Consider the following 5,199-nt stretch of genomic DNA (forward strand, 5'->3'; position numbering starts at 1 on the left):
CGCCATTGTTCGGCAGCAAAAACTGGCCTCAGACGGCATTTCACCGGATACCCTGCGTTCGCTCTACCGCGCGCTGTATGAAAAGCGCGCGCTGGGTAACTTGCGCTACCCCGTGCACTTTCTTCCCGGCCGTGAGCTGGTAGCGATGAAAGCGGAGGCAGGCAGTGCGGGCGGGCTGGGGCTAACTGCACGCAATCAGCTGCAGGAACGGGCTGAACACTATCAGGTGGACCTGGTGATCTGCTGCAGCGGTTTTGAAGCGCGGCTGCCGGACTATCTCGCGCCGATCGCTCACCGACTGCACAGCGGCGGTGATCAGCCGCTGGCGCTAGACCGCAATTTTCGCGTGCAGTGGGACGGCCCTGAAGACTTACGGCTGTATGCCGTGAATGCTGGGCGCAGCAGCCACGGGATTGCCGAGCCTCAAATGAGTCTGATGTGCTGGCGCTCGGCGACCATCATCAACGATCTAGTGGGGCGTGAAGTCTTTGACTTGCGCCAGTCTTTGCAAATGGTTGACTGGGCCGAGCCCGCCATGGCCTGTGGCCCCAACAGCGACGCTGCGGGCTCGACAAGCTGGCGTCCCGTGCACAGCGTTGACCTTGAGCCTAGGGACTCCGCCAACGACAAAAAATTCGTCGGCAGCACTTGCGTATGAGAAGCATTATCGATAACGTGCCCACCAAAATCTATCGCCCTGCAAAATGGAACTCTTGCATGCCTAGCTTACGCTCTTGTCCGCAACTTATTGTGGCCGGTCTGTGCCTATTGTCGGCCGCGGCAGCCGCCGAACAGCCCCGCCAGACAACTGCCAGCGATCCCTCGGCGCCTGTGTCGACCGAAAATTCCTCGCCGAAATTGGAGGAGCTGATTGTAACCGGCGACCGCCTGCAGCGCCCGCTGAGCGAGAGCGCCGCCAGTGTCGCGGTCTATGGCGCCGACGAGTTAAAAGCCCAGCAACTGACCGATCTCTACGACCTACTGCTGCGGGTGCCCAATGTTACCGCCTCGCGGGAGGATAAATTTTCTCTGCGCGGTATCTCCAGCCAGGGTTCTACCGGCCGTGGCCGATCGCTGGCGCATTTGTTTATTGATGGCGTTCGCCAGCAGGGGCGAGGCGTCGTGCACACCTTCGATGTAGAGCAGATTGAAATCTATCGCGGCCCGCAATCCACCGCCTTTGGCCCCAACTCGCTGGCCGGTGCGGTGTTTGTTAAAACCCGCGACCCGTCGCCCGAGTGGAGCGCCGATTTGCTGCTCAAAGCCGGCAGCGACAACAGTCGCCAACATGCGCTGAGCGTGAGTGGCCCCTTGGGCGAGCGCGCTGGCCTGCGCCTGACTACTGACGATAATCGCCGCGACGGCAATATTGAAAACACCACCCTCAATCGCGACGACTGGCAGCGCAGAGAGCGGCGGATGCAGCGTGCCAAATTGCACTGGGATCCGGGCAGCGACGGCGGTTATTCCCTGCAATTAACCGCGCAACAGAGCCAATTGCGCGAGGGGCCGGAACTGTTGCCGCTGGCAACCGCCGAACAAGGCCAAGCCAGTGACAATGTCGACGGCTTCTTTGACGACGACAGCGATGTGCTGGGGCTGACGCAACGTTGGGAGCTGGGGGAGGGCCGCCAGTTGACGGCCTTGACCACCGCCAGCCGCACCGAACAGCAGCGTCGCGGCGACTACGATGTCGGCCCTGAAGACAACGGCATGTTCACCAACAGCGCCGACATTGAATACCTGTCGCAAGAGCTGCGCCTGAATATTCAACAGCGCTACGCCAATGCCGTGGTGGGCATTTATGCCTCGCGCGAAACCAACGACTCCGAATCCATTTCCAAAGATTTGGTCTACGATCTGGGCGGCGCGCGGGTGCAGGCCGACGCCGACATTACCACCGGCCGAAAGATGGACACCCTGGCACTGTTTGGCGAGTCCGACCTGTTTTTGACGGACAACTGGACGCTGACCTTGGGCGGGCGCTGGGAAGAGGATCGCGCCACCGACGAGGGTAGCTTCTACCTGCGGCGCGCCCAGGCGCTGGACCCCGCTACCGGCCAGCCCACCGTGGATGTCGCCCCGCTGCTGAAGGCGACGGTGCTGCCCGACAACGCCTACAGCGTCGACAGCCAACACCGCATCTTCCTGCCAAAATTAGGCGTCAGCTATAGCCTGAACGATGCCACCCGCCTGTTCGTGACCGCCAGCACCGGCTACCGCGCAGGCGGCGCTGAAATTACCAGCGAGGGTCAGCGCAACAGCTTCGACCCCGAGACCACCTACAACTATGATGTGGGGGCGAAATGGCAGGGGGATTGGGCCAGTATTAATGCCACGCTGTTTTATATCGACTGGCGCGACCAGCAAGTGCGCACTCGTCCCGATGCCAATACCGTGGTCACCCGCAATGCCGGACGCTCGACATTGCAGGGCGCCGAGCTGGAAGTGAAGGTGGAGGCGACACCGTCACTGGCGCTGTTTTTCGGCGCCGGCTATGTAGAGACCCGCTTTGTCGACTTCCGTGACCGCGACAACGACTATTCCGGCCAGGAATTTGCCTACGCCCCCCATTACAATCTCACCGCGGGCCTGCAATACCGCCATCACCACGGTTGGTTTATCAATACCAGCGCCAGCTATACCGACGGTGCCTACGCCAGCCCGGACAACGACCGCAGTATGGCGCTGGACAGCTTCAGCTTGGTCAACGCCAAGTTGGGTTACGAGACGGCGCGCTTTGGCGTTTACGCCTACGGCCAAAACCTGCTGGATGAGTTTTATGTCAGCGATCATTTTCGCAACGACAACTATGGCTTGGAAGGGGTGATTATTGGCCAGGCCCGGGAAATGGGCCTCGGTGTTGAGCTGCATTGGTAAGCGGTGGCCAAGGTGAGTAAAACTCTACACCGCTGGCTGGGTCTGGGCCTGGCCGTATTTTTGCTAATTCAGGGTGTGACTGGCGGATTGCTGTTGTACGGCAATCGCCTGGACAGCGCCCTGCAGCCTGAGCTGAACCCCGCAGTGGCGGGGACAAACCGTGCAGCGTTTGATGCGGTGAGGGCGGCCGCCGAGGCGGCGGCGCCAGACAGTCAGGTGATATTTATCGACCGGCCTCGCCCCGGTCGCAGCAGTTACCGCGTGGTGCTGGACAGCGCGCTGGGCGAGCGGCTGTATTTTCATCCGGACACACTTGAGCTGCTAGTGCGCCGCTCGGTGTGGGCCGAACCGGTGGATATTATCGAGGCGGTGCACACCGGCGTGATCGGCGGCGAGGCGCTGGAAATCCTGCTGGGGCTGGCCGGGCTGCTGTGTTTGCCGCTGCTGATTACCGGTCTTATCCGCTGGTGGCCACGCCGCCGTTGGCGCAGCGCCTTGCGTATTCAATGGCGCAATCCCCGGGTATTTTTGTTCACCAGTCATCGCGCGATTGGCGCGGTACTAAGTCTGCTGCTGCTGTTTATTGTCGCCACCGGTGTGGCGCTGAGTTTCCACGAATGGAGTGAAAAATTGGCCAGCGGCCTCAGCGGCGAGCCGCCGCGTATGCACCGGCCGCAGCTAGGCGACGCCGCCAGCCCACTCAGTGTCGATCTCAGCCTGGATGCGCTGGTTAGCGCAGCACGCCAGCGCGCCGGTGGCGGCGAGCCGCAGTTTGTCATTTTGCCGCACAAGCCCGCACAGCCAGTGGTGTTTCGCTGGCGCTTTGCCAAGGAGTGGCATCCCAGCGGGCGCTCGGAATTGTATTTTCACCCGCGCAGTGGCGAGCTGATCGATGCCTATCTGATCGACGAGCGCAATAACACTCAGCGCGTCCTCGACAGCCTTTACCCCCTGCATATTGCCGCGCCGCTGGGCGCTGCCGGTAAAAGTGTCTGGCTGTTTGCCGCCCTTGGGCTGGTGTATTTTTGCCTGAGCGGCGTTGCCATTTGGTGGTACGGCTGGCAGCGCAAACGTACATCGGGCCGCCGTCGCGGCGTCCGGGACGAGCCCCGCGATGCCGCAGTGCTAAATGTTGAGCCATAGGGCGCCGCGCTAATACCGGTCAGCCTCATTTGCTTGGGTGATTCAACGCCGGCGGGGTTTGTTTACACTGTTGGCAAATCCCGTTTGAGTGAGCGCACGTATGACAGACAAGACCATCAAACCCTACACCGCCAAGCAGGAAAAGTTTGGTGCCTGGCTGATTAGTTGCATTGGCCGCTGGCAGGTAAAGGTGTACGAATGGACGGGCGGTCGCCTGTGGAATAAATTTCTTGGCGCGCCGGTGGCGATTTTAACTACAGTGGGACGCAAGTCCGGGCTGGTGCGCAAGGTGCCGCTGTTGTATTTAATGCACGGTGACAGCGTGGTGATGACCGCCTCCAAGGGCGGCATGTCGAAACTCCCGGTGTGGTATCACAATGTAAAAGCCAGTCCGGAAGTGACTATTCAGGTGGGCAATCAGAAAAAGCGCTATCGCATGCGCGAAGCCAATGAGCAGGAAGAAGTCCAGCTGTGGCCACAGTTGGAGAAAATGTACCCGGACTACCGGGAATACCGCCTGCGCACGGCCGACGTTCGCCGCATCCCGGTGTTGATTTTCGATCCGCTGAACTGAGTTTGGCGGCGCTTTCTCTAAACGCTTGCCCGGCCTTGCACAGGGCCGGGCGCGGTTTAGCGAGGCAGCAGCCGCACCGGCATGGTTTTAAAGGCGTGAATCGAATTGGAGCGAATGTAGCGGGGCGCTTCCAGCAACTCCAGTCCGCCGAAGTGTTTGAAAAACTCCTCAAAGAAGATGCGCGCTTCCATCCGCGCCAAATTGGCGCCCAGACACAAATGAATACCGTGGCCGAAGGCCATATGCGGATTGTCCTGGCGGTGGATATCGAAGGTCATCGGCTGCTCAAACACCGCTTCATCAAAATTGGCCGAGCTGTAGAGCATCACCACGCGATCCCCCGCTTTAATGTCGACGCCTGACAGACGGGTATCGCAGGTCGCGGTGCGGCGGAAATAGTGCAGTGGGCAGGTCCAGCGCAGCATTTCCTCTACAGCCCCCGGCAACTGTGCCGGATCGGCTTCCAGTTGGCGATAGAGCTCGGGGCGCTGCAGCAGCTCGTACATGCCCGAGCTGATCAAACCGCGGGTAGTCTCATTGCCGGCCACGGCAATTTGCACAAACAAGCTGGCAAATTCCGCTTCAGAAATCAGCTCGCCGTC

The 5,199-nt window shown here is 60.5% G+C and carries 5 protein-coding genes; 4 read left to right on the forward strand and 1 reads right to left on the reverse strand.

Features of this window, described 5'->3' with window-relative positions:
• The 4 genes from ABYM29_RS14690 to ABYM29_RS14705 form a co-directional block, all read left to right on the forward strand.
• A partial coding sequence (locus tag ABYM29_RS14690; RefSeq protein WP_372865539.1) for a SidA/IucD/PvdA family monooxygenase occupies window positions 1-658 on the forward strand: 658 nt, incomplete at its 5' end.
• Window positions 659-717: 59 nt separating this feature from the next.
• A complete protein-coding gene (locus ABYM29_RS14695; protein ID WP_372865540.1) occupies window positions 718-2,880 on the forward strand; it encodes a TonB-dependent receptor in 2,163 nt (720 codons plus the stop codon).
• Window positions 2,881-2,892: 12 nt separating this feature from the next.
• Complete coding sequence (locus ABYM29_RS14700; RefSeq protein WP_372865541.1) at window positions 2,893-4,023, forward strand: PepSY-associated TM helix domain-containing protein; 1,131 nt, start codon at window positions 2,893-2,895, stop codon at window positions 4,021-4,023.
• Window positions 4,024-4,123: 100 nt separating this feature from the next.
• A complete protein-coding gene (locus ABYM29_RS14705; RefSeq protein WP_372865542.1) occupies window positions 4,124-4,597 on the forward strand; it encodes a nitroreductase/quinone reductase family protein in 474 nt (157 codons plus the stop codon).
• Window positions 4,598-4,653: 56 nt separating this feature from the next.
• On the opposite strand, the gene ABYM29_RS14710 is transcribed toward ABYM29_RS14705, so the two are convergent.
• On the reverse strand, window positions 4,654-5,199 hold a 546-nt coding region (locus tag ABYM29_RS14710; RefSeq protein ID WP_372865543.1), incomplete at its 5' end, for a cytochrome P450.

It is taken from the genome of Spongiibacter sp., assembly GCF_041602295.1.
Classification (GTDB): Bacteria; Pseudomonadota; Gammaproteobacteria; order Pseudomonadales; family Spongiibacteraceae; genus Spongiibacter.